Below are 25,043 nucleotides of genomic sequence, written 5' to 3'. Positions count from 1 at the left end.
GGTCGGCGACCGTGTGGCCGCCCGCGCACGGTGTGCAGCGCACAAGTTCGGAAATTAAGGCAAAACAATCGCAGGATCGGGCAAGCCATTTCCCGGCGGTTTCCCTACCATTGCACCTGCTGAAGGCGATGCGATTCAGCGTGCCCGGAGGTTGCGGGCCACACCGTCCGCGCGATGCGCGGCCGCCGCGCGGCTTTGCCGCGTGCGTCGTTGCCACGGATCGCCGGGAAAGACTCAGGACTGCTATCGAACGATCGTGCATCGGGCTTGCCGAGGCCGGTTTGCGTCCGTTGCAAGCCGGTGCGTGCCAGTCGCGAGCGTGCCGACCGACCCGGCCGAGCCGGCGTCGGCGCCGCCGCATTGGCCGGGCCGATGCGGGCCGGTCGCGGCGCGGTGTCGGGCGCAGGCATACGGGCAGTCGTCCGCGCAGGGGAATCCGGACAAATGGACCAACTTCAATCGATTCGGGCATTCGTGACTGTGGCAAGGGAAGGCGGGTTTCGCCGGGCGGCGACGCGGCTACGCGTGTCGACGGCGATGGCGAGCCGGCTGGTCGACGCGCTTGAAACGCGCCTCGGTGCGCGCCTGCTCCAACGCAGCACGAGCCATCAGTCGCTCACGGAAATCGGCGAGCTGTATCTCGCACGCGTCGAGCGGATTCTCGGTGCGATCGACGAGATCGACGGCCGTTTCGTCGCGATGGGCAGCAAGCCGGAAGGCGTATTGCGCGTGGCCGCGCCGGTCGCGTTCGGGCTCAGCCAGTTGAGCGCGCTGCTCGATCGCTTCGTGCACCGGTTTCCGGACGTGCGCCCGACCGTGACACTGACCGATGCCCACGTCGACCTGAGCGCCGAGGAGATCGACGTCGCGTTCCTGACCGACGGCATGCCGGTGTCCGGCGCGCACGCGCTGCATACGCTGGCTGCGTACGAAACCGTGCGGGTCGCGGCGCCGGCTTACGTCGCGGCGCACGGCGGCGCGGCCGCGTCGGGCGACTGGCCGGACATCGCCGCCGTACGGCTGGAGCTGCCGGCGGCCGATGACGCCCTCGCTGCCGGGATTCGATCCGGCGTAGCGCCCGGCAACGCGGGCGTCGGCCATCTCGAGATGGCGCGGCGGCTGGCCGTGGCCGGCATGGGTGCGGCGGTGCTGCCCGCGTATCTCGTCGACGCCGATCTGGCGGCCGGCACGCTGGTGCGCGTGGCTCCGGTCCACCCGCTCGCGCCCGTCACGCTGAAGCTTGCGTATGCGCGTGCCGCACGTCTGCCGGCCGCCGCGCGCGCGTTCATCGAATTTGCGGGCGCCGCATTCCGGCCCGCGCGCTAGCGGTCTGGCCGAACCCCGCGACAACGCGGGCCCGCCGTTCTTTCTTCGGAAGCAGTTCGACCCACGAACGCTTCGCCGGGTGCAACGCACACCCGCAACACGCGTCCGCATCCGCGGCGGACAAGGCGCCGCAGATCCGCCGCGCGTCAGAGCCATGAGGAGATCCGGTGATTCCCATTGAAGGTCGTCTAATTGTGAGAGGTCGCTCCATGCGTGTCGAACGGGTTCCATACCGCTTAATCACTGCCGCAACGGCTGCCGTTTTCCTGGCCGCGTGCGGGAAAAAAGAAGCGGCACCGCCGCCGCCAACGCCGGAGGTCGGCGTCGTCACCGTCCAGCCGCAAGCCGTGCCGGCAGTGACCGAACTGCCGGGCCGCACCAGTGCGTTCCTCGTCGCGCAGGTCCGCGCGCGGGTCGACGGCATCGTGCTGCGCCGCGAATTCACCGAAGGCACCGACGTGAAGGCCGGCCAGCGCCTCTACAAGATCGATCCGGCGCCGTACATCGCGCAGCTGAACAGCGCGAAGGCGACGCTCGCGAAGGCGCAGGCGAACCTCGTCACGCAGAACGCGCTGGTCGCGCGCTACAAGGTGCTGGTCGCCGCGAACGCGGTCAGCAAGCAGGACTACGACAACGCGGTCGCCACGCAAGGGCAGGCTGCCGCGGACGTCGCGGCCGGCAAGGCGGCGGTCGACACCGCGCAGATCAACCTCGGTTACACGGATGTCGTGTCGCCGATCACCGGGCGCGTCGGCATCTCGCAGGTGACGCCGGGCGCGTACGTGCAGGCGAGCCAGGCGACGCTGATGTCGACGGTGCAGCAGCTCGATCCGGTGTACGTGGACCTCACTCAGTCGAGCCTCGAAGGGCTGAAGCTGCGCCAGGACGTGCAGAGCGGGCGCCTGAAGACGAGCGGCCCGGGCGCGGCGAAGGTGTCGCTGATCCTGGAAGACGGCAAGACCTATTCGGAAGCCGGCAAGCTGCAGTTCTCGGACGTGACGGTCGACCAGACCACCGGCTCGGTGACGATCCGCGCGGTGTTCCCGAACCCGACCCGCGTGCTGCTGCCGGGCATGTTCGTGCGCGCACGGATCGAGGAAGGCGTGAACGAGAACGCGTTCCTGGTGCCGCAGATCGGCGTCACGCACGACCAGAAGGGGCAGGCGGTCGCGCTGGTCGTGACCGCGGCCAACAAGGTCGAGATGCGTCCGTTGACGACGACCGGCACGTACGGCCCGAACTGGATCGTCGAAGGCGGTCTGCAGGCGGGCGATCACGTGATCGTGCAGGGCGTCGACAAGGTGCGTCCGGGCGCGACCGTGAAGACCGTCGCCGCGCAGCTCGCGCCGGCGCCTGACGCCGGTTCCGCCGCCCCGGCAAGCGCCGCGCCGGCGAGTACCGCAGCCCATGCCGCAGCGAGTTCGGCCGCCGCGTCGAGCGCGCAATAACAGGGAGTCCGTTTCATGGCCAAGTTCTTTATCGATCGCCCGATCTTCGCGTGGGTGATCGCGATCGTGCTGATGCTGGCCGGCGTCGCATCGATCTTCAAGATGCCGATCGCGCAGTATCCGACGATCGCCCCGCCGACGATCCAGATCCAGGCGAACTACCCGGGCGCTTCCGCGAAGACGGTGGAAGACACGGTGACGCAGGTGATCGAGCAGCAGATGAGCGGGCTCGACAACTTCATGTACATGTCGTCGACGAGCGACGACTCGGGCAACGCGACGATCACGCTGACCTTCTCGCCGGGCACGAATCCGGACGTCGCGCAGGTGCAGGTGCAGAACAAGCTGTCGCTCGCGACGCCGAACCTGCCGCAGGTCGTGCAGCAGCTCGGCATGCAGGTCACGAAGTCGAGCAGCAACTGGCTGATGTGGTTCGCGTTCAACTCCGAGGACGGCCGGATGTCGAAGGAGGACCTGACGAACTACGTGGCCTCGCACGTGCTCGACCCGCTGAGCCGCGTGAACGGCGTCGGCCAGACGCTGCTGCTCGGGTCGCAGTTCTCGATGCGGATCTGGCTCGACCCCGTCAAGCTGACCAACTACAGCCTCACGCCGACCGACGTGACGGCCGCGATCTCGCAGCAGAACGTGCAGATCGCGGGCGGCCAGATCGGCGGCACGCCGGCGAAGCCGGGCACCGTGCTGCAGGCGACGATCACCGAATCGACGCTGCTGCGCACGCCCGAGCAGTTCGGCAACATCCTGCTGAAGGTCAACCAGGACGGCTCGCAGGTACGCCTGAAGGACGTCGGCCGTGCGGCGCTGGGTTCGGAGAACTACACGTTCGACACGAAGTACATGGGGCAGCCGACGGCCGGGCTCGGCATCCAGCTCGCGACCGGCGCGAACGCGCTGGCGACCGCGACCGCGCTGCGGGCCAAGATCGACGAGCTGTCGAAGTACTTTCCGCATGGTCTCGTCGTGCACTATCCGTACGACACGACGCCGTTCGTGCGCCTGTCGATCGAGGAAGTGGTCAAGACGCTGATCGAGGGCATCGTGCTCGTGTTCCTCGTGATGTACCTGTTCCTGCAGAACCTGCGGGCGACGATCATCCCGACGATCGCGGTGCCGGTCGTGCTGCTCGGCACGTTCGCGATCATGGGTATCGTCGGCTTCTCGATCAACACGCTGTCGATGTTCGGTCTCGTGCTCGCCATCGGCCTGCTGGTCGACGATGCGATCGTGGTGGTCGAGAACGTCGAGCGCGTGATGGCGGAAGAGGGGCTGTCGCCGAAGGAGGCGACCCGCAAGGCGATGGGCCAGATCACCGGCGCGCTCGTCGGCGTGGCGCTCGTGCTGTCGGCGGTGTTCGTGCCGGTGGCGTTCTCCGGCGGCTCGGTCGGCGCGATCTATCGCCAGTTCTCGCTGACGATCGTGTCGGCGATGGTGCTGTCGGTGCTCGTTGCGTTGATCCTGACGCCGGCGTTGTGCGCGACGATCCTGAAGCCGATCGAGAAGGGACATCACGAAGAGAAGAAGGGCTTCTTCGGCTGGTTCAACCGGACCTTCGACCGCAGCCGCGATCGCTACACGAGCGGCGTGAACCACGTGATCCGGCGCTCGGGCCGCTGGCTCGTGATCTATCTGGCCGTGTTCCTCGCGGTCGGCGTGATGTTCGCGCGCCTGCCGAAGTCGTTCCTGCCCGATGAGGACCAGGGCTACATGTTCATGATCGTGCAGACGCCGTCGGGCTCCACGCAGGAAACGACCGGCAGGACGCTCGACAACATCAACACGTACCTGACCACCGCGGAGAAGGACGTGGTCGATTCGGTGTTCACGGTCAACGGCTTCAGCTTCGCGGGCCGCGGCCAGAATGCGGGCCTCGTGTTCGTGAAGCTGAAACCGTACGAGCAGCGCCAGCGTTCGGACCAGAAGGTGCAGGCGCTGATCGGCCGGACCTTCGCGCACTATTCGACGTACAAGGACGGCATGGTGATTCCGTTCAACCCGCCGTCGATTCCCGAACTCGGTACGGCCGCCGGCTTCGACTTCGAGCTGACGGACAACGCCGGCCTCGGTCACGAAGCGCTGATGGCCGCGCGCGGCCAGTTGCTCGGGATGGCCGCGAAAGATCCGGCGCTGGCGCTCGTGCGCCCGAACGGGCTGAACGATACGCCGCAGTACAAGGTCGACATCGATCGCGAGAAGGCGAACGCGCTCGGCGTGACGGCCGCGGCGATCGACCAGACGTTCTCGATCGCGTGGGCGTCGCAGTACGTGAACAACTTCCTCGACACCGACGGCCGGATCAAGAAGGTGTACGTGCAGGCCGACGCGCCGTTCCGGATGACGCCGGAAGACATGAACATCTGGTACGTGCGCAACAGCTCGGGCGGGATGGTGCCATTCAGTGCGTTCTCCAGCGGCCACTGGATCTACGGGTCGCCGAAGCTCGAGCGTTACAACGGCGTGTCGTCGATCGAGATCCAGGGGCAGGCCGCGCAAGGCAAGTCGACCGGCCAGGCGATGGCGGCGATGGAAGCGCTCGCGAGCAAGCTGCCGGAAGGCATCGGCTACTCGTGGACGGGGCTGTCGTTCCAGGAAATCCAGTCGGGCTCGCAAGCGCCGATCCTGTACGCGATCTCGATCCTCGTCGTGTTCCTGTGTCTCGCGGCGCTGTATGAAAGCTGGTCGATTCCGTTCTCGGTGATCATGGTCGTGCCGCTCGGCGTGGTCGGCGCGCTGCTCGCGACGATGCTGCGCGGCCTCGAGAACGACGTGTTCTTCCAGGTCGGACTGTTGACCACCGTGGGGTTGTCCGCGAAGAACGCGATCCTGATCGTCGAGTTCGCGCGCGAGCTGCAGGCGGGCGGGAACATGGGCCCGGTGCGTGCGGCGATCGAGGCGTCGCGCCTGCGGCTGCGTCCGATCCTGATGACGTCGCTCGCGTTCATTCTCGGCGTGTTGCCGCTCGCGGTCAGCAACGGCGCGGGCTCGGCCAGTCAGCACGCGATCGGCACCGGCGTGATCGGCGGGATGATCACGGCGACGTTCCTCGCCATTTTCATGATCCCGATGTTCTTCGTGCGGGTCCGTGCGATCTTCGGCGGCGAGACGGAAAACGTCGACGACGCATGGCGTCTCGTGCAGGGCGACCTGCAACGCGGTCACGACGACGCACACGATTCGAAGGGGCAGTAACGATGCAAAAACACGCTTTGACTGCAACCGCGGCTGCACTGGCTGCCGCGCTGTTTGCCTCGGGCTGCACGATGGCGCCGCATTACCGGCGGCCCGACGCACCCGTCGCGCAGGCGTACCCGGCCGGCGGCGTCTATGCGACGCAGCCGGGCGCGGCCGGCGCGCGCGGCGCGAACGGCCAGGCGGCGACTGCCATCGGCTGGCGCGAGTTCTTCGTCGATCCGCGCCTGCAGCGGCTCATCGAGATCGCGCTGAAGAACAACCGCGACCTGCGCGTGTCGGTGCTCAACATCGAGGCGGCGCGTGCGCAGTACCAGATCACGCGTGCCGGGCTGTTCCCGACGCTCGACGGGACGGGCACGGGCAACATCCAGCGCTATCCGCAAGGTGTTTCGCCGACCAATCAGGCCTACGTTTCGCGCGTCTACAACGTCGGGCTGTCGGCGTCGTGGGAGCTCGACCTGTTCGGCCGCGTGCAGAGCCTGAAGGATCAGGCGCTCGCGCAATACCTGTCGACCGCATACGCTCGGCAGGCGTCGGAAATCTCGCTGGTGTCGCAGGTGGCCGATCAATATCTGACGCTGCTGTCGACCGACGACTTGCTGAAGGTCACGGAGGACACGCTGAAGTCCGCGCAGGCGTCGTACGACCTGACCAAGCTGCAGTTCGACAACGGCACGGGCTCCGAGCTCGCGCTGCGGCAGGCGCAGACGGTGGTCGAGACGGCGCTCGCGAACCAGCAGGCGCAGGCACGTGCCCGCGCGCAGGCGCTGAACGCGCTGGTGCTGCTGATCGGCGAACCGTTGCCGGACGACTTGCCGGCGGGCATGCCGCTCGACGCGCAGAACCTGCTGACGGACGTGCCGGCCGGGCTGCCGTCGGATCTGCTCACGCGCCGTCCGGATGTGATGCAGGCCGAGCAGACGCTGCTGGCCGCGAATGCGAACATCGGCGCGGCGCGCGCAGCGTTCTTCCCGAGAATCTCGCTGACGGCCGCGTTCGGCACCGCGAGCCCGACGCTCGGCGGCCTGTTCAAGGCCGGCACGGCGGCGTGGTCGTTCGCGCCGAACATCGCGCTGCCGATTTTCGAGGGCGGGCAGAACCTCGCGAACCTCGATCTCGCGAACGTGCAGAAACGCATCGAGATCGCGAACTACGAGAAGGCGATCCAGTCGGCATTCCGCGAAGTGGCGGACGGTCTTGCCGCGCGTGGCACGTACGACCAGCAGATCGCGGCGCTCGAGCGCAACGAACACGCGCAGCAGCGTCGCTTCGACCTGTCGGACCTGCGCTACAGGAACGGCGTCGACAGCTACCTGTCGGTGCTGACCGCGCAGACGGATCTGTACGCCGCGCAGCAGTCGTTGATCAATGCCCGTCTGGCACGCTGGACGAACCTGGTCGACCTGTACCGCGCGCTGGGCGGCGGCTGGATCCAGCGCGCCGGCGAAGCGCCGCGCGCGCCCGATGCACCGGTCGACTACCGGGCGGCGACGAACGGGTGAGCACGACGCACGGCTGGCGCGGCCAGGCCGCGCCGGTCCGCCGCACCGACGCGATGTGAAAACGACAACGCCGCGGACGCGAATCCGTGGCGTTTTCTTTCATGCCGTCGCGCGTGCTGCGCGTGGCGTTACGTCACGCGTGCGTCGTCCAGAGCGTCCGGCCGAAGAACGTGAGCGTGCGATCCCACGCCACTTGCGACCACACCGGATCGAACTGCGTGCCGGCGATGCGGCCGGGGCCGACGGCCGTTTCGTTCGCGAACGCATGGTGCGCGAGATAGCGATGGAATTCGAACCCGACCTTCGCATCGGTCAGCTTCTTTTCCAGCGCGTCGACCTGATCGATCGCAAAGAACGCATCCTGCGTACCCCAATGCCCCATCAGCGGCACCTTGAGCTTGGCCGGATCGATGTAGTCGAGCGGCGGAAAGCCGTACCACGTGACGCCGGCGTCCGCTTCGGCGTACTGCAGCGACAGCAGCGTGAGGGCGCCGCCCATGCAATAGCCCGTCACCCCGACCCGCGGCGCCAGCGTCTTCAGGTACGTGACCGCGCCGGGAATGTCCTGCGACGCGGCGTCGCCGAAATCGAGGCCGGTCATCAGGTGGTGCGCTTCTTCCGCCTCGACCGTGGACTTGCCGCGATACAGGTCGGGTACGAGCGCGAAGTAGCCGCAGCGCGCGAGTCGATCCGCGACGCCGCGGATCTGGTCGTTCAGCCCCCACCATTCCTGGATGACGACGACCGCGGGCGCGCCTTCGGTGCGTGCCGGCGTGGCGAGATAGCCCTGCAGTTCCTGGCCGTCCGGGCGGCGAAACGTGATCATGGAACCGGATGTTTGAGACATGAAACCGCTCCTTTTCGAAAAATGCGCCGAGTGCGACATCGGGCCGGCCAGCGGGCGCCGTGACACCGCTCGCGTTCGTTCTGGCCGACGCCGACCACGCGGCCATTCTATGCGCAAACCCCGCACGCTTGCGTGAACGGCGCCGCGCGGCACGCGCCCGGCGCACGCAGCGGACGGCCGGAAAGCAAACACCCCGCCCCGATGAACGGGAGCGGGGTGTCGCGTGGACGACCTGCGTATCGGAATATGTCGCGAATATGCGGGGATACGCCGGCGCGTATCCGGCTTACTGGCCGAAATAGATCGAGTCTCGGCCTTCCTGCTTGACCGCGATCGCGCGGCCGGCACGGGCGCCGGCGGCGGCTTGCACGCCGTAGCCGGTTTCGTCGGCGTTCGTCACGCGGGCCTGGGCGGTCTGCAGCGCACGCGGGTAATACGGATCGGAGACTTCGGGCTTGTAGCCGGCCTGCTCGAGCTGGACGAGCTCCGCACGCACCTGGGCACGCGTCAACTGGCCCGACGGGTTCGATTGGGCGAATGCGCCGTACGACGCGGACAGGGCAGTCGCGGCGACGACAGCGGTGACGAACGACTTCATGGTGACCTCCGGTTCTGTTGATTTCGCGCTTCGCTCGTTGCGTTCAGCGGTTGATCGCATCGTAACGATCGCGTTACCGGTCGGAAATACGCGTTGCGGCGAATCATTATTGCAACTGGGTAAACGATTCGCGCGGCACGCCATTTCGTCCGAAGTTTGCTGGCGTACCGGAGCAGGAGGCGGGTCTTGGAGAGCGATCGGGTCGATCGGCGCGGAAAAAGCGGGACGAATCGTTGAATCGTATCCCGAAGTATCTTTTTGCGAGGCCGCCGGCGTCGCTCGTTTCGCCTCACGCAGCGTGGATCGCCTGCCGTTTCCGGTATTCGGCCGGTGTGATGCCGACATGCCGGGTGAACGCTCGCCTGAGCGTATCGACGTTCGCGAACCCGCATTTCGCGGCGACCTGCTTCGGCGTGTCGTGGCCGTCCTCGAGTAGCCGGCGGGCAACCGAGATGCGCGTCGCCTCCACCCATGCGGCCGGCGTCATGCCGACTTCCGCGCGGAACAGCCGCGCGAAATGGCGCGGGCTCATGCCCGCATGCTTCGCCATTTCGGCCACCGAATGCTCGAGTTCCGGATGCGCGGCGATCCAGCGCTGGACTTCCTGCAGCACCGAACGCCCGGCGGGGCGCGCTTCGCCCTTGCGGCTGAACTGGAGCTGTCCGCCCGGACGCTTGAAATACATCACGAGTTGCGCGGCGACGCGCCGCGCGATCTCGCGGCCGAGATCCTCCTCGACCAGCGCGAGCGCGAGATCGAGCCCGGCCGTGACGCCGGCGCCGGTGCGCAGCTTGCCGTCGCGCACGTACAGTGCGTCGGCGTCGACGACGACGGACGGATACGCTTGCGCCAGTGCATCGGCGGCGGCCCAGTGCGTGGTCAGGTGACGCCCTTTCAGCAGGCCGGTGGCCGCGAGGATGAACGCACCGGTGCAGATCGAGCCGTAGCGCCTGCTTTGCACGGCTGCCGAGCGCAGCCATGCGAGGACGTCGGTGCGCAGCACGATCTGGCCGGCGTGCGGCGCGCCGGCGACCAGCAGCGTGTCGATGCGCTCGGGGATGTCGGGCGCGACCCAGTCGGGCAGGAGCCGTGCGCCGGACGAACTGCGGATCGCACCGGCCCCGCTCGCGATGATCCGCAACGCATAGAACGGTTTCCCGCATTCGGCGTTCGCTTGCGCGAACACGTCGAGCGGCGCGGAGACATCGAGCAGCTGAACGCCCGGAACGGCGAAAATACCCACGACCTTCGGCATGATCGATTGCGTGTCGTATCGGACCTGATGCGCAGCAGTATAGGGGCGCTGGCGTCGCGGCGCAGGCACCGTGTCCGTTCGTCACGCGAAATGGCAGGATTTGTCGTAATACGTCCATGGGAGACACCGGTCGGACTCCGGAGAATCGAGGGTATCTTCCACGGAGGTCGATCATGACTGTGAACGTTGCCGGCATCACCCTTCCCGATACCCGATTGACGCGCGAGATCACCGAGCTCGTGCGTGATACCGAATCCGATCTGCTGTTCCAGCACTCGAGCCGGGTGTTCTATTTCGCGGCGCTGGCGGGCCGGCGCCGCGGGCTCGAGTACGATCCCGAGCTGCTCTATTGCGGCTGCATGTTCCATGACATGGGGCTCACGCACAAGCACAGCAGTGCATGCGAACGCTTCGAAGTGGACGGCGCGAACGCCGCTCGCGATTTTCTGAAGGGAAAGGGGATTTCTCAACAGGACATCGACGTCGTATGGACCGCGATCGCACTGCACACCACGCCCGGCATTCCGCAGCACATGCATCCGGTCGTCGCGCTGGTCACCGCGGGCGTCGAGATGGACGTACTGGGCCTCGCTTATCCGGAATACAGCGACAGCGAGCGGGAAGCGGTCGTGCGCGCGCATCCGCGCACGCCGCATTTCAAGGAGGACATCATCCAGGCGTTCTACGACGGCATCAAGCACAAGCCCGGCACGACGTTCGGCAACGTGAAGGCCGACGTGCTCGCGGACAAGGATCCGCATTTCCATGCGGGCAACTTCTGCAGCGTGATCCGGTCGTCCGCATGGGCTGGTTGACCACGCACGACCGACCGCGCATCAGCCGACGTTGATCGACTGCCCGATGCGCAGCCTGTTCGGTGCCGAAGCCAGGCCCGGATTCAACTGCAGGATTTCGTTCAGCGCGCGCGCATCCTGCTGGTCGCGTGTCATCGCCTTGCGGTCGTCCGGCGATACGTGCGCCGCGTCGAGCAGCGACTGGCGATGCGCGTCGGCGATCACCCACAGCGAATCGCCGGCCACGACGATGTACGGTTGCGCGGGCGGTTGCGCGGGCGCCGTGTTGCCGGTCGTGCCGGTCGCGGGCGGTTGCGTTGCCGTGGCGCCCGGCGCGAGCCCGGTCGTCGGCGTGCCGGCCGTCGGCTGCGACTGCGGCGGAGGGAGCGATGGCGACGGCGACGCGGGTGTCGACTTCGGCTTGTGCGTCGACGATCCCGAGCCGCCCGAGGGCGGGCCGAAGAACAGGTTCTGCAGTTGCGTGAAACCCCAGATGCCGATCGGCACGAGGATGAGCGCGGTCGGGTATTTCTTGACCCAGCGCGTCGCATTCGGGAAATGCGTGTTCAGGCGCGCGCCGAGCAGCATCAACGTCGACGTCGCGGCCGTTGCCGCGAGCCCGTAGTGCCCCTTGTCGTATTGCGCGATCGAACTCGCGACGCCGACGAAATCCGACGTCGAGTCGATCAGGCGCACGACACGGCTGCGCTTGTCGGCGTTCACGCGGTGCGCGCTGACCGCATAGACGAGGCCCGAATACGTCGCGGCGAGCGCCGCACTCGCGGTCGTCAGCGCACCCGCGACGGTCGGCGCGGTCATGAGCCCGTGCACGCCGACGGCGATCGTCCCCGAATAGCCGACGATCGCGCTGCCGCGCCCGACGAGGCCGAGCAGCCGGCGGGAATTGCCGTGATGCAGTTGCGCGAGCGACGTGCCGCCGACCATGCCCTGCATGTTCGCGAGCAGGTCGGTCGCCAGTTCCTTGATCTGCGCGGCCGCATCGTCGAAGCCGATGAGCCCCTGGCGATGCATTTCGACGAAGTGGCTCGCCTTCACGCGCGTCTCGTTCGTCAGCAGGTCGAGCTGTTCGAGTCGCGCCGGGTTGTAGCCGTGCACCGGCGCGCTCAGCTGCTGCGCGAGCGAGCGCTGCAGGCGGTCGAGCACGTCGTGCACCGCGCGCGGGTCGCCGCTCTGCAGGCTTTGTACCGCGCCCTGGTGCATCGCACCGAACACGCGGCCCGCGCGCGCACCGACGAACAGCGCGGTGTTCGCGTGAGTGAGCGCATCCGAACTCATCACGGTCATGCCGTTGAACACGTTCAGCGCCACGAGCGAGCTGGCGCCGGCCACCGTGCCGCCGAAGCCGAGCGACCACGCCCAGTCGCGCTTGCCGAACGACGGCCGGTGGACGCGCAGCGCATTGAGCTGCGCGAGCGCGGCCTCCTGCGGGCTGCTGCGCTGATGGCTCGGCTGCGCGGCGATGTCGCGGTTCACGATGACGGGCTTGGTCTCGTCGATCGCGAGCTTGGGATCGGCGGCCACCGCGCGCCAGAACGCGGTGCTCGATGCATTCGGGTTCGCCTGCGCGTCGATCTTGCGTTCGGTATAGGGCTGGCCATGCTGGTTCAGCCAGCGGTTGCCGGCATCGCGTGCGCGCAGCTCGGCCCGGTTCGCGGGCGCGGCCGTATTCCAGTAGTGCTCCTTCGCATAGGCGATCGTTGCCTGCCGGGCGCGATCCATCAACGCGGTCGTATGGCCTTCGTACAGGTCGGCGCGCAATTGCGCGAGCCGGTCGGGCGTCATCCCGTTCGCGAGGCCGACGCGCTCGACTTCGGCGAACAGCACCTGGTGCTGGTTCGCGAGCGTCTGTGCGCCGACGCGTTCGAACACGCGCGTGAGCGCATCGGCGCCATGCAGGCGCGCGAGCTTGTCGGGCGCGTGCAGCGCGTAGTCGACGAGCTTGCGCGCGAGCGCGGCGGTCAGGTCCTGGTTCGCGACGAAGTCCGAGCCGTGCGTTGCATACGACAGCCCGAGATGGACCCAGTCGAGTTCCTTGCGGTCGAGCACGGCCTCGACGAGCTTCAGGTGGCCGTCGCCCGGTGCCGGTTCGAGCACGGCGTCCCAGCCGTGAAAGGTCACCATCACATGCGGCGCGGTTGCGCCGGCGTGTTGCCGCGCCCACGTTTCGAGCGCGTCGAACGTGCGCACGTAGTCGTGGTACGCGTCGTTGGTGCCGGCCAGCGTGCGCTGGTCCTCGGCCGATACGAGCGCGCGCGACGGCGCGGTTTCGAGGCGCAGCACGAAGCCGCCTTCGGACGCCGCGTCGAGCCATTTGAACAGGTGGTCGAGGTCGTCGAGTTCGAGATGGCGGCCGGTGCCGTCGATGTCGATCCGCGCGTTCGCTTCGTCGAACTGCGCGTGGTCGAGCTTGCCCAGTTCGCGCACGCGGCGGATGAACGCGGGGTCGTGTTTCCGGCCGAGCGCGGCGGCCAGCGAATACGGATCGACCGCGACCGATACGACCGGCATCGCACCGCCGTAGCGTTTCACGAGCGCGAGCATCCCGGCGGGGTCGTCGCGCAACGTGAAGCCGCGCGCCATCAGCGCGAGGCGATCCTGGATCTCGGCCTTCGCGCGGGCATAGGCCTGCAGCGCGTGCCGGTCCGCGGCCCGCGCGATCGACAGATACGTGATCGCGCGCTTCGCATGGCGCGACACCACGTTCGCCGCGTGGTCGGGCCGCGACAGCGGGCCGCGCCACGGCATGCTCGACGCATCGCGCGCGAGCCGCAACGGGATGCCGAGCGCCTTCATCATCACGCTGTCGGCCATCATGACCTGGCGTGTCGTGCCGAGATCGAGCGGCTCGCCGCTGCGGCCCGCGAACGCCTTCACGCGTTCGTGCTCGGGGAACCAGTCGTCGACCTTCGCCTTGCCGAAGCGGAGGATCCATTCGGCGACGGTTGCGCTCGTCAGGCCCGGCTGATAGGTCTTGATGCTGAACGGCTTGCCGGCCGGCGGCGCCGGCGATGCAGCCGGTGCGGGCGCCGCCGGCGCGTTCTGATTGCCTTTCCTGGTCTTGCCGCGCGCGGGCTTCCTCGGCTTCGCAGGCGGGCGGCCGGACGACGCGCCGGACGACGCGGGATCGCCGGCGAGTCTGGCCTGCTGGCGCCTGGCGGCGGCCAGTTCGGCCGCGATGCGGCGCGCGAGTTCGCCGAACGGCGCGGACGATTCCGCCGCGGCCTTCTGCAACTGCTTGTCGAGTTCCGCCTGTTTCAACGCATACGCGGCAACCTGCGTCGGCTTCGTGCGCGCATCGAACGCGGCCGGATCGAGCCGCGTCACGAGGAAATGCCGGTCCGAGCCGTCCGGGCCGCCGCCGATCTTCGTCTTGTCGAGATCGACGCCGGGCTTGCCTTTATCGGCGAAATGCGCGGCATCGTCGAACCATTGCAGCGTGCCGTCGCGAGTCGCGAGGATGCCGTCCGGCCGGTGCAGCGTGTCGATCAGCGCGCCTTCCGTGCCGTAGACGTAGATGAAGTATGCCGGACCGACCTGGCCGAGATCGATCACGCGCCGCAGATGCAGCGTGTTCGCGCCGCTGAAATCGTGCACGTCGTCGGGCGACTTCGGCAGCAGGTTCGGCGCGACCCATCGGTGGGCGAGCGACGTCGCGCCGGCAGGCGGCTTGCCTTTCGACTGAATCCTGCCGAGGCGGCGCTGCACGCGGTCGCTCGTTTTCAGCCGCGGCGGCGTTTGCTCGGCGATCGGCAACGCCCGCTCGGCCGGCTCGAAGCCGCCATAGCGCGACACCACCGATTCCGGCAGCGCGGACGGCACGAACACGACGCCGCGCCGCCCGTCCGGCAGGCCGCGTGCGCGGCGGCGGAATGCGGTGCCGAGATCCTGTTCGGCGATCGATGCGTCGCCGACCGAGGTTTTCTCGTGATACGCCCAGCCGCTGCCGCCTTGCCCGGGCACCGCGTAGCCGAGCACCTTGCCGGTCTTCCGGTCGACCGCGAAGATCGTCGTGTTGCCGTCGGCCGCCTTCACGGCCGCCTTGGGACGCTTGAATTGCGGCGCACGGGCGAGTTCGCCGATCTGCTCGACGACCTCCTGCGCAGGCGCGTCGCCGGAAGGCTCGGCATTCCACACGCGCTTCGAATCGACGGCTTCGACCTTCGCCGCGCCGCCGAATTGCCGCAGCTCGTCGAGCGACACCGGCGACAGGTAGAAGTCGAATTGCGCACGCGCTTCATGCGGCGTGTCGCTGCCGCTGCGCTTGCGCGGACGCGTGCCCGGATAGAGCGCGTCGCGCAAGTCGTGCGACGGCGTGCCGCCGGGGTCGGCCGATTCGACCTGACCGGGCTGGCCGTACGCATCGGTCGTCAGGCTCGCGACGAATTCGGGTTGCGGATGCGTGCCGTCGTCAGCCGGCCGGTCGACGTGCTTCGCGATCAGCACATGGGCGTTGGGGCCTGCGTATTGCGCGAGGTCGCGGATGTCGGCCAGCTGCGTGCCGTCGATCCGCTTCAGGTCGCGCTTGCCGTGCGCATCGAGCCAGTCGGCCGCGCGCGCTTCGGGCGTGAGCGCGGGGGCGGCCGGCAGGAACGACGACGGGTCCGGCACGGGCCACACCATCATCGACGGCATCGTCCGCGCGGCGCCGGCCCGCCCGGCCGCGCCGTCGCGCAGCGCCTGCTCGGCCTGCGCGCGGTACAGCGCCCGGTAGACGGGGTTGCCGGGCAGCGAGGTGGGCGTATTGCCGAACGCGTCGGCGAGGCGCGCAAGGCCGGCTGCGTCGCCCGGCATCGCGTGGTCGGCTTCGCGCGCGATCGCGTCGGGCAGCACCGCGTGCTCGGCGATGTCGATGCCGGTCGATTCGAGAATCTGCTTGCGCACCGCGAACGCGTTGAGCTGCGCGCGCGCCTCGGCGCGCAGCGCGCTTTCCGCATACGCATCGGGGCTGCTGGTGTCGAGGTCGAGCCGGTTCGTCGCCGCTTCCACCGCGTGCCCGACCTCGTGCGCGAGCACGTAGACGATCGTGCCGGTGCCGCGCAGCGCACCGTCGATCACGATCCGGCGCCGTTCGGCATCGACCTTGCTGCCGGCGCCCGCGCGGCCTTGCACGATCTCCCAGCGGCCCGGATTCAGCAGCCGCAACTGACTGGCGAGCAGGCTCGACTCGCCGGCGAGCGCATAGGCGGCATCGGGCAGCGGCGCGCCGCCGAACCGCATCCGGATGCGCGTGATGAGCGACGGCTTCTGGACGAATGCGCCGTCCGGCAGCGATTCGCCGATCACCGGGTGCGCGAGTTCGACGCGGCCGCTCGCGATGCCGCGTTCGAGCGGCTGGATGACGGCATCGATCATCCCGGGCGTGCGGTTGGTCGCCGGGTCCGGATGCGGAATCAGCACGGACGGATCGCTGAAATAGAACTCGCCGTGCGCATCGAACAGCCCTTCGAAATCGAACGACAGGCCGTGCCGTGCGGCAAGCTCGCGCATCGCGACGAGCTGCCGCATCGATTCGCGCGTCACGCGTTTCGGCAGGATCCCGTGCATCACGTCGAGGCTGCCGAGCTCGGCCAGCGGGCTGTACAGCACCGCGACACGCCCGCGATACGTGAACGGCCCGTCCACCGTGACCGTGCGCATGCCGAGCTGCGTCAACTGTTCGAGCCCGCGCTTTTCATGGGCGAGCATCGTGCGCGCCTTGTCGCCGCTGGCGTCGAATACGCCGATCGCGTGGCGCTTGCCGAGTTCGAACACCGCCTTCGCGGTGCCCGCGCCGAGGAACGGGCCGAGCAGTGCGTCGGGATCGACGCGCCGCGACGGATCGCCGGCGACGTGCAGCCCGTGTTCGTCGACGGCAAGCGCGCCCGCATCGATCCGTTCGCGCGGCGACGGCGTGTAGCGCGTCCACGCGCCCGGGCCGCCGAACTGCATGCGCTGCGTGCCGTCGGCGCGCGGCTCGCCGAGCGCGCGCACCGTGCCGCTGTCGGGCACGTAGATCGTGCGTTGCCAGAGGTTCGCGAGCCACGCGGCGTGTGCCGCGCCGCCTTCACCGGCAAGGACGATCGGCGCGCCGGCCCGTGCGGGCGTGAACGCGTGGCGATGGTCGATCGAATAGTCGACGGGCGTGGCGGGGCGCCCGTGTGCGTCGAGCAGGCCGCCGGCGGCATCCGTGCGCGCGTGGACGAGCGTCAGCGGTTCGCCGTTCGCATAGGACACCGGACCATGGCGCGAGAAGGTCAGTTTCGGCGAGCCGCCGCCGAACCAGCGGCGCGGGAACGGCGACGCACGGTCCGCATGGGCATGGCTCCACTGCACCTGTTCGTCGAGCGTGCGCGGCAACCGTGCGCCGCCGCTGCCGCCGGACGATTCGGTCGTGTGCGGCGCGGGCATGCGCAGCGACGCGCTGCCCGGCTGCTGCGCGCGATCCCACGTGCGGCCATAGAACGCACCGTAGTGCTCGCCGGCGCGGCCCGATACGGGCGCGTTGCCGAATGCGTCGGCGAGGCGCGCGAGGCCCGCTGTGTCGCCGGGCATCACATGATCGGCTTCGCGCGCGATCGCGTCGGGCAGCACCGCGTGCTCGGCGATGTCGATGCCGGTCGATTCGAGAATCTGCTTGCGCACCGCGAACGCGTTGGCCTGCGCGCGCGCTTCGGCGAGCAGCGTGCTGCGCACGTACGCGTCGGGGCTGCTGGTATCGAGGCCGAGCCGGTCGTTCGCCACGTCGGCCGCATGGCCGGCTTCGTGCGCGAGCGTATAGACGAGCGTGCCGGTGCCGCGCAGGCCGCCGTCGATCACGATCCGGCGCGCGTCGACGTCGGTGCGGCTGCCGCGACCCGCGCGGCCCCACACGACCTGCCAGCCATCCGACTTCAGCAGCCGCATCTGCGCGGCGAGCAGGCTCGACCGGCCGGCGAGCGCATACGCGGCATCGGGCAGCGGTGCGCCGCCGAACCACATCCGGATGCGTGTGATGAGCGACGGCTTCTGGACGAATGCGCCGTCCGGCAGCGATTCGGCGATCGCCGGATGCGCGAGCGCGATGCTGCCGTTGCCGATGCCGCGTTCGAGCGGCGCGATGACGTTGTCGATTTCCTCGAGCGTGGCGTCGATCTCCTCGCGGTCGTCCGTGCGGAATACGGTGGCCGGGTCGCTGAAGTAGAACTCGCCGCGCGAGTCGAGCACCCCCTGGAAATCGAACACCAGGCCATCGCGCTCGACGATCTCGCGCATCGCGGCGAGCTGTTGCATCGATTCGTGCGTGACGCATGACGGCAACGCGCCGAGCGACACGGCACGGCTGCTGAGTTCGGCGAGCGGATGGTAAAGGATCCCGATCCGGTTGCCGACCGAGAACGGCCCGTCGATGGTCAGCGTGCGCATGCCGTAGCGGCGCAGCAGGTCGAGCCCGGTGCGTTCCGTGTCGAGCGCGTCGTAATGATTGGCGAGCTGGTCGTCGCGCGGCCGCGATGGATCGGCGTCGTACAGGCCGATCGCGTTGCGCTTGCCGAGCTCGAACACGCTCTTTTCGATGCCGGCCCCGAGGAACGGGCCGATCAGCGCTTGCGGGTCCAGTCGCCGTGACGGATCGCCCGCGACGTGCAGGCCGTGCTCGTCGACCGCGAGTTCGCCGTAGTCGATTCGCTCGCGTGGCGACGGCGCATAGCGGGTCCACGTGGGTGCGTCATCGAATCGCGCCCGTGGCCGCGCGCTGCCGGGGTTGCTCATGGCCGCGTCGAACGCGCGGATCGTGCCGCCGTCCGGCACGTAGACCGGCCGTTGCCAGGTGTTCGCGAGCCATGCCGCGGCCGCGTGCCCGTCCTCGGCGGCCAGCACCAGCGCGCGGCCGGTGCCGGCGCTGGTCGACGTGCCGGCGAGGAAATGCGCGATCGAAAACGGGACGTGCTGCGCGGGGCGGCCGCGAGCGTCGAGCAGTTGGCCCGTGGCGTCGGTTCGGCCGCGGATGATCGTCACCGGTTCTTCGGTTCCCGACGACGTGCGTTCGTCCAGCATCCGCAGTGTCATCTGCCGCGGCTCGGGGCGAGCGCGTTCGGCGAACGGCGAGATTGCCTCCGCATGCGCGACGCTCCACCGCACCTGTTCCTCGAGCGTGCGCGGCAGGTGCGCGCCGCCGGCCGCTTCGGTCGTGTGCGGCGCCGGCATCCGGTGCGGCGCGCCGCCGCGGCGCTTCTGCTTGTCCCGGATGCCGTCGTAAAAGGCCTGATAGGTTTCGCCGCGGCGGCCCGATACCGGCGCATCGGCGAACGCGTCGGCGAGCCGTGCGACCGTGCCCGCATAGTCGCTCGACGGCGACCAGCGGTCGGCCTCGTGCTGGAGCGCGTCGGGCAGCGTCGTGTTCGCCGCGATGTCGCCGCCGCCCGCGAGATCGATCTCGTAGCGCGCTTCGAACGCGTTGATCTGGGCGCGCGCTTCGGCTTCGAGCGCCTTGCGCGTGAAGCGGCTGCGGCCGCTGTAGTCCAGCGAATCCAGTGTGCCGTCGATCGCCTCGACCGCATGCTTCGCCTCGTGCGCGAGCGTGTACGTGATGCTGCCCGAATCGTGCAGGCCGCCGTCGATCGTCACACGGCGCCGCTTCGGATCGATCCGGCTGCCGCCGCCGCGCTTGCCGAGACTCACGCGCCAACCGGCGTCGCTCAGCATCCGCAACTGCTGCGTGAGCGTGTCCGATTGCTGCGCGAGCGCGTGGACCGCATCCGGCAGCGGCGCGCCGCCGAAGCGCATCTGCAGCCGCGTCAACAGGCTTGGGCCGGCAAGCGCCGGGTCCGGCGGCGCTTCGGTGGTTTCCGGGTGCGCGGCGGCCGGGAGCGCGCGATCCTCCGCCCGCGCGCCGCCGGCCGGCTCGGGTGTCGGCTGCGCCGCGTCGCGTGCATCGTTCGCTGCGTGCGCGGCGGGCCGCTCGGCCGGCTTGACGAGCACCAGGATGCGGTTCGGCGCGCTGAATGCGCCGTCCAGCGCACGCGCCGCGCGCGCGGGCGGCTGCGGCAGGGTGGCGCGGGTTGCCGGATCGGCGGCGTTGCGCCGGGTGGTCGCGAGCACGACGACGGTGTCGTCGTTCACGGCTGGCGCGGCGCGGCGTGCGGCGGGCGCGTCCGGATTCGCCGCGGGCGGATCGGTTTCGACGACGCCCGCCGCCTCGGCGTGCGCCGCCTGCGCGTTCGCGCCGACGACGCGGCCGCCTGCCGCCACGGCGTCGGGGGCGGGCAGGTAGCGCGTCAGCGGCGCATCGGCGCGCAGTGTGCCGTCCGCGTGCAGCGCGTCGGGCGCGGCCGCGAAGACCGGTCGCTGCCAGCGGTTCGCGAGTTCGGGCGCGACGTGCGCGTCCGCGGCATCGGCGATGACGACGATCGGTTCCGCGACGTCCGCGGGCAGCGCGCCCGCCGCGCGCGGCCGCGCCGCATCGGGCAGGGCGGCTGCCGGGCGCTCGCCGTTGCGCACGATGAACAGCGTATGTTCGCCGTACTCGAGCGCTTCGACCGACGGGCCGCGCGGCACCGACACGCCGGCCGGGTCGAGCGTCGCGGGCCGGGACGCCGGTTCGGCGTCGGTCAGGTCGATCACGCGGACCGGCGTGCGCGGCGCGATGCCGGCCGGTTCGTCGAGGTCGCCCGCGCCGGGTGCGCTGGGCGCGGCCGGATCGTGTTCCGCGCGCAGGTCGCTGCTGCGGCGATTCTGCGCGGCGACATGCGAATCGGACGTGCGTGTTTCCTGCTGGTTCTCGTCGCGCGCGGCCTGCGCTTCGCTCGTGCGCTGCGCGTTGCGTGCGCTGGCGGCCGTGGTCGCGGTGGCCGTGTCGTTCGCTTCGGTGGCGCGCGCCGCGGCTTCGTTGGCCGGCGTCGTCCGCGGTGCGCTGCCGGCCGGCGGCGCCTCGTCGCTTGCCGGCTGCCGCGAGCCGTTGTTCGACGGGACGGGCGTTTTCGCGACGAGCTTCGACGGCGCATCGATTTCGCCGTCGCTGCCGAACGACAGCCGGTCGCCCGTCTCCGTGACCGACTCGATCCTCGTGCCTTCGGTCCAGGTCTTGCCGGTCAGCTTGACGATGCTCAGTTCGCCGTTCTCGCCGAGGATCACCGACGTCCCGCGCGGCAGGTTGTTCAGGTCCTTGTTGTTGAGCGAGTCGAGCACGCGCACGGGCATGTCGTCGTAGGTGAGCACCTTGTCGCCCGCCATCAGCGTGCCGTCCTTCGCGACCTTGATGTCGACGCCGTCGAGCGACGCGCGCGTCGCGCCGAATGCGAGTTGCGACGGCTCGTTCTTGCTCAGGATCTTCTGCAGCTGCTGGCCGTCGATCGAGATGCGTTCGCCGTTCGCCGAGCGGGCGACCACCGGGCGGCCGGTCACGCGAACCGTGGCGTTGACCACGCGGCCCCGCACGCCGCCCGCGCCCATCAGCGCCACGTTCGTGAAACCGGACTTGAGCGCGTCCCAGCCGTGCTCGCTGTCGCCGTGCGCGAAATCGACGGCGGCTTCGACGAAGCTTTCGCCGGCGGCGCCGACGCCCGTGGCGAGCGACGTGCCGCGCACGATCGCCGTGGTCACCCGCGCGGCTTTCGCCGAGCCGGTGAGCGCGGTGATCGTCTTGCCGAAGACTTCCGAGCCCGCGAATTTCGCCGCGCCGGCCGCGCCCATCGGCACGAGGTTGAGCCAGTCGCCGCGCGCGCCGGCGTCGGTGAACGGATTGATGCTCTGGTTGTGTTCCCAGCGCGAGCCGATATCGAGCGCGGATTTCGTCATGCTCGAACCGATCGCCGTGTCCATCATCACCGCGCCCGCGAAGTTCAGCGCGCCGCCGGCGAACGCGCCGACGCCGGTGGCGTCGAGCAGCACGCCGGCGCCTTCCATCAGCAGCCCGAGACCCATCATCCCGAGGTTCACCTTGCCGCCGGTCAGCGTGTTCAGCGCGCTGTCGAACCAGCCGTCGTGATGCGCGGCCTTCTGCTGGAACTGCGCATGACCGTTGTCGTCGTAGCCGGTCACGAGATCGAGCGTGCCGCTCGACGCGAGCTGGTTGTTGTCGAGGTAGTCGCCGATGTTGTCGTACTTCGCCGACGTGTCGTCGACGTACTGGACGTTGCCCTTGCCGTCGGTGACCTTGAAGAGCGCGCTCGTCACCATCCCGGCCGTCTTGTCCGAGTAGATCAGCGGCAGGACGTTGACCTGCGTGCCGCTGCCGCCGCCGAGCTTCAGGATTTCGCCGCGCACCTTGTCGATCGTGTCGAGCTTGTCCTTGTCGGTGTAGCGCACCGTGTCGTCGTTGACGGGCGCGGTAGGCGTGCCCGCGCCCGTGTCCGACGACGGCTGCACGTCGGGCGGGAGCCCGATCGCGGTGCCGATCAGGTTGCGTTGCTCGTTGTCGGTCAGCTTGCCGAAATCGATCGTCGCGGCCTTGTTCGTGCTCGCGCCCGCCTGGTCGAGCAGCGATTGCGACAGCTCGCCCCGGTGCGCGCGGAAGAAGCCGTCGAGCGCCTTCGAATAGGCCTCCTTGTCGTCCTGGCTCTGCGGATTGCGCAGGTTCTCGGCGAGGCTCGCATCGAACTGGTCGAGCAGCACCTGTTGATGCGACATCTCGGTCAGCAGCTGCAGCTTGTTGAGGGTCGCGCTGGCTTGCTGCAGGTCGTTGCGCGCCTGGTCGAGCTGGCCCTGGTACGGGTTCGGACGCCGCGGCGTGAACATCGGAATTTCGTCGCCGTGCACCTCGCGCATGCGCACCGGCGTCGGGTTGTTCGCGTACCAGTCGTCGTAGGTTTTCTGGATGTCCGCGAGCTTGGCCTTCAGCACGCCTTCCTGCGTCTTCGCGTTCGCGAGCTGGAATTTCGCGGCCGCGTCGTTGAACGTGTTGGACAGCCGGCCGTCGGCCGCGCGCAGCGCGCCCGCGACGACATGGAGCTTTTTCGCGTCGAGCGCGGTCTGGCCGGTCGCGGTGGTCGGCACGGACGCGTTCGAGCCGGGCGGCTGCAGCACGAACGACGGATTCGTGAACGGCGTCGTGGGCGGAAACGACGTCGACAGCGCGCTGGCCGGTGCCGACGTGATCAACGACGACGTGGGCGTCGGCGCTTGCGTCGTCGACGGAGCCGGCGTACTCGATGTGCTCGACGTACTCGACGTACTCGACGTACTCGGCAGCGACGTGCTCAACGACGGCGACGGTTGCGCCGACGGGGACGGCGTCGCCGTGGCGGGCGGCGGATTCGTCGACAGCGTCGGCGTCGGGTTCTGCAGCACGAACGGCACCTTCAGCTTGAGCTGCGCATCGATCTGCGCGCCGGCGTCGTCATATTGCTGCGCGAGCGTCTGGCCGTACGCGACGACGAAGCCATCGTGCGCGAGGCTGGCCTTCTGCTTCGCCTGCGCGAGCGCATCGGACGCGGCGGCGAGGTCGGTGTCGACTTTCGGATGCGGATCCAGCGAGCGCGGATTCGCGGTATGCCAGTCGTCGGATGCCGTTTTCGCGGTGTCGTACTTGGCCTGCAAGTCGTCGACGCTCAACCGCGCGCCGAGCATCTGCAGGTAGCTGCCGCTCGTGTTCGCCTGCGTCGTCGCGCGATCGAGCGCGGCCTTGTCGTCTTTCGTCGCGCCGGGCGTCGAGCCGGTCAGGCACGCGCTGTCGGCATCGTATTTCTGCTGCAGCGTCGTGACCTGCTGCGCGTCGAGCGACGCCGCATAGGCCGCGTTCGAGTAATTGGCGATCTTCGCGGCCTGCGCGATCTTGGCCTGCACGGCATTCATGTCGACGTGGCCGTTCGCATCGGCGGGCGGCGGATCGGGCAGGTCGACCTGCAACTGCAGCGGCGCGAGCGCATCGTTCAGCTTGCCGACACCGGTATCGATCGCGTCCTTGTAGGCCGGATCGGCCATGTACGACTGGAATTGCGTGTAGGCGAGATTCGCGTTGCTGACGTCCGCCCAGTACTTCGACTGCGCCGTTACCGCAGTCGAGGTGGCCGATTGCCAGTCGTCGTAGGCCTGGACCTGGGCGGGCGTCTTGCAGTCGCCCTGCTGCGGGACGAAGTTCGGATTGGCCTTGGTCTGGTCGGGAAACAGCTTCTGCAGCGCGGTGAACTTCGCATCGGCCTGCTGTTGCGCGGGCCCTTCGATTTTGTCGTTCGTCGGGTCGGTGCTGTACTGGTCGGCCTTCGCCTGTTCGCCGTACAGGATCCGGTAGCCGGCGTCGGTCGTGACGTCGAGTTCGCGTTGCGCGGTGGCGGCGGCATCCTGCGCCTTCGTGTAGTTGTCGCGTGCGGCCTTGCGCTCGTCGGGCGTCGCGTCGGGGTCGCGGTTCGCCATCCGCAACACGCCCTGCGCGCCTTGCAGCGCCTGCTGCGCGTTGTCGTACCGGGTTTGCGCGTCCTGAATCACGCGCTGGACCGCGCGCGTCGTGTCGTTGTCGACCGTGATCTCGGGCGGCGCCACGCGATACTGATCGGCCATGCTCTGGAGCAGTGCGGTGGCCGATGCGATTTCGGCATTGGTCGGCTTCGACGGATCGGTGCCGAGATCGGCCTGCACGGGGATCGGCGGCATGGTGGTCGGGCCGACCGGGTTGGCCGGGCCGTTGTTCGGGCCGTCGTTGGACGTGCCGTCCGCATTGCGCGGCGGTTTCGGTGCGAGGTCGGGATCCAGCGTCTGCGACAGGAAACGCTGCCAGTTCAACCCCAAACCCATTCCGTCGATGGACAACATGCAAGGCTCCCGTCAGGCGCGGCCGTACGCACGTTGCACGCCGCCTGCGCCGCATGGCGCGATTTCGAGTGTACGGAAGCGGCCGGAGCGGGCACGGAGGCGATTCGTAGCATGGGGCGGAGGGGAGGCGGGCGGTCCGGCGATCGCTACGAGAAGCGACCATGCGCCGGTCGTGCGCGATGCGCAGGGCAGTGCGACGAGGCGGCGTGCGTATCGATTCGGTCGGGTTCGGGGGTTACAGCTGCCTTGCGGCGATGCATGTTTCCTTACTGTTCACTTTCGATTTTGCGATTGGTGTGCGAAATGATGGGGCATGGTGGAGTAGTGGGGTGTGCCTCGGATCG

At 68.9% G+C, this 25,043-nt stretch carries 9 protein-coding genes; 5 read left to right on the top strand and 4 right to left on the bottom strand.

The window, feature by feature from the left end; translation table 11 throughout:
* The first annotated feature begins 444 nt into the window (after positions 1-444).
* From HWX62_RS00125 to HWX62_RS00110, 4 genes are all read left to right on the top strand, one after another.
* Entirely contained in the window at positions 445-1,326 is an 882-nt protein-coding gene (locus HWX62_RS00125) for a LysR family transcriptional regulator (RefSeq protein ID WP_175931249.1), read from the top strand.
* Between the two features lie 209 nt (positions 1,327-1,535).
* A complete protein-coding gene (locus HWX62_RS00120; protein ID WP_175931248.1) occupies positions 1,536-2,774 on the top strand; it encodes an efflux RND transporter periplasmic adaptor subunit in 1,239 nt (412 codons plus the stop codon).
* Positions 2,775-2,789: 15 nt separating this feature from the next.
* Positions 2,790-5,981 carry an efflux RND transporter permease subunit gene (locus HWX62_RS00115; protein WP_175931247.1) on the top strand — a complete coding sequence of 1,064 codons (3,192 nt, stop codon included), beginning with the start codon at positions 2,790-2,792 and terminating at the stop codon, positions 5,979-5,981.
* 2 nt (positions 5,982-5,983) lie between these two features.
* A complete protein-coding gene (locus tag HWX62_RS00110) occupies positions 5,984-7,486 on the top strand; it encodes an efflux transporter outer membrane subunit (protein WP_175931246.1) in 1,503 nt (500 codons plus the stop codon).
* Between the two features lie 133 nt (positions 7,487-7,619).
* Here the strand turns inward: HWX62_RS00110 and HWX62_RS00105 are convergent, their stop codons facing one another.
* The 3 genes from HWX62_RS00105 to HWX62_RS00095 form a co-directional block, all read right to left on the bottom strand.
* A complete protein-coding gene (locus tag HWX62_RS00105; protein ID WP_175931245.1) occupies positions 7,620-8,333 on the bottom strand; it encodes a dienelactone hydrolase family protein in 714 nt (237 codons plus the stop codon).
* Between the two features lie 286 nt (positions 8,334-8,619).
* The gene (locus HWX62_RS00100; RefSeq protein ID WP_175931244.1) at positions 8,620-8,931 is read right to left on the bottom strand and encodes a DUF4148 domain-containing protein; all 312 of its coding nucleotides are present in this window, start codon (positions 8,929-8,931) and stop codon (positions 8,620-8,622) included.
* Positions 8,932-9,220: 289 nt separating this feature from the next.
* Positions 9,221-10,186, bottom strand: a complete 966-nt coding sequence (locus HWX62_RS00095) for a GlxA family transcriptional regulator (RefSeq protein WP_175931243.1) — start codon at positions 10,184-10,186, stop codon at positions 9,221-9,223.
* A 173-nt stretch (positions 10,187-10,359) separates the two neighbouring features.
* Here HWX62_RS00095 and HWX62_RS00090 point away from each other — a divergent pair, with 173 nt between their 5' ends.
* On the top strand, positions 10,360-11,001 hold the full coding sequence (locus HWX62_RS00090; protein ID WP_175931242.1) for an HD domain-containing protein: 642 nt from the start codon (positions 10,360-10,362) through the stop codon (positions 10,999-11,001).
* Positions 11,002-11,022: 21 nt separating this feature from the next.
* On the opposite strand, the gene HWX62_RS00085 is transcribed toward HWX62_RS00090, so the two are convergent.
* Positions 11,023-24,699 carry an LWXIA domain-containing protein gene (locus HWX62_RS00085; protein ID WP_175931241.1) on the bottom strand — a complete coding sequence of 4,559 codons (13,677 nt, stop codon included), beginning with the start codon at positions 24,697-24,699 and terminating at the stop codon, positions 11,023-11,025.
* Positions 24,700-25,043: the final 344 nt, after the last annotated feature.

Origin of the sequence: Burkholderia sp. BCC0506 (assembly GCF_902833145.1) — a bacterium.
Taxonomy (GTDB): domain Bacteria; phylum Pseudomonadota; class Gammaproteobacteria; order Burkholderiales; family Burkholderiaceae; genus Burkholderia.
This window is presented reverse-complemented; position numbering and strand designations above follow the sequence as displayed.

What these genes read in the sequence shown, in the direction of transcription:
- HWX62_RS00125 (WP_175931249.1), top strand. Translation starts at nt 445, where the DNA reads ATGGACCAACTTCAATCGATTCGGGCATTCGTGACTGTGGCAAGGGAA.
- HWX62_RS00120 (WP_175931248.1), top strand. Translation starts at nt 1,536, where the DNA reads ATGCGTGTCGAACGGGTTCCATACCGCTTAATCACTGCCGCAACGGCT.
- HWX62_RS00115 (WP_175931247.1), top strand. Translation starts at nt 2,790, where the DNA reads ATGGCCAAGTTCTTTATCGATCGCCCGATCTTCGCGTGGGTGATCGCG.
- HWX62_RS00110 (WP_175931246.1), top strand. Translation starts at nt 5,984, where the DNA reads ATGCAAAAACACGCTTTGACTGCAACCGCGGCTGCACTGGCTGCCGCG.
- HWX62_RS00105 (WP_175931245.1), bottom strand. Translation starts at nt 8,333, where the DNA reads ATGTCTCAAACATCCGGTTCCATGATCACGTTTCGCCGCCCGGACGGC.
- HWX62_RS00100 (WP_175931244.1), bottom strand. Translation starts at nt 8,931, where the DNA reads ATGAAGTCGTTCGTCACCGCTGTCGTCGCCGCGACTGCCCTGTCCGCG.
- HWX62_RS00095 (WP_175931243.1), bottom strand. Translation starts at nt 10,186, where the DNA reads ATGCCGAAGGTCGTGGGTATTTTCGCCGTTCCGGGCGTTCAGCTGCTC.
- HWX62_RS00090 (WP_175931242.1), top strand. Translation starts at nt 10,360, where the DNA reads ATGACTGTGAACGTTGCCGGCATCACCCTTCCCGATACCCGATTGACG.
- HWX62_RS00085 (WP_175931241.1), bottom strand. Translation starts at nt 24,699, where the DNA reads ATGTTGTCCATCGACGGAATGGGTTTGGGGTTGAACTGGCAGCGTTTC.